Genomic DNA, 544 nt, shown 5'->3' with positions numbered 1-544 from the left:
GAGGTTTTCTCACCAGCGTGATCGCCGGGTCCCGCGTTGAAGGTTGAGTAGCACGAGTGCTGCGGCGGTGATCTCGGTGATGCGGGCGGGGTCGAGGGTGATCATCTGTAGGGCGGGCCAGGTCTTCTTCAGCAGCGCGTTGCCTCGCTCGGCGACGGCTCGCAGTCCGGTGAGGAGCTTGTTGCGGGTCACGTCGTCGGGGTGGGGGTTGGCGGGCAGGCGTCTGGGGTGCCTGATCCCGATTCCGGCACCTTGGTAGCCTTTGTCGGTCAGGGTGGGCAGGCCGGCGGCTGCTGCGGGGTAGAGCGCCGGCAGCACGAACGCTCTCGCGGCGGTGATGGCGTGTGTCGATCCGGGCGAGACCGGCGAGACCCAGGCCGGGTAGCCGGTCGGGTCGCACAGCACCTGGATGTTGCCGCCGTGGCGGTGGTGCTTACCGGAGTACCAGGACTCCGCGCCCGAGGGATTCTGTGGGCCGTGCAGCTGGGCGATCGGCACAAGCGTGCCGTCCAGGCAGACGAACGGCCAGTTCTCCTGGCGGGCT

General features: G+C 68.8%; 1 protein-coding gene. It reads right to left on the bottom strand.

Going from position 1 to position 544, the window contains the following annotated elements:
- Positions 1-9: 9 nt before the first annotated feature.
- The coding region (locus tag AC1C2V_RS19725) for a transposase family protein (protein ID WP_495391348.1) at positions 10-544 on the bottom strand (535 nt) is incomplete at its 5' end.

It is taken from the genome of Isoptericola sp. Y541 (assembly GCF_059445465.1).
Note: the sequence above shows the minus strand (reverse complement) of the source record. Positions and strands in the feature narration are given on the sequence as shown.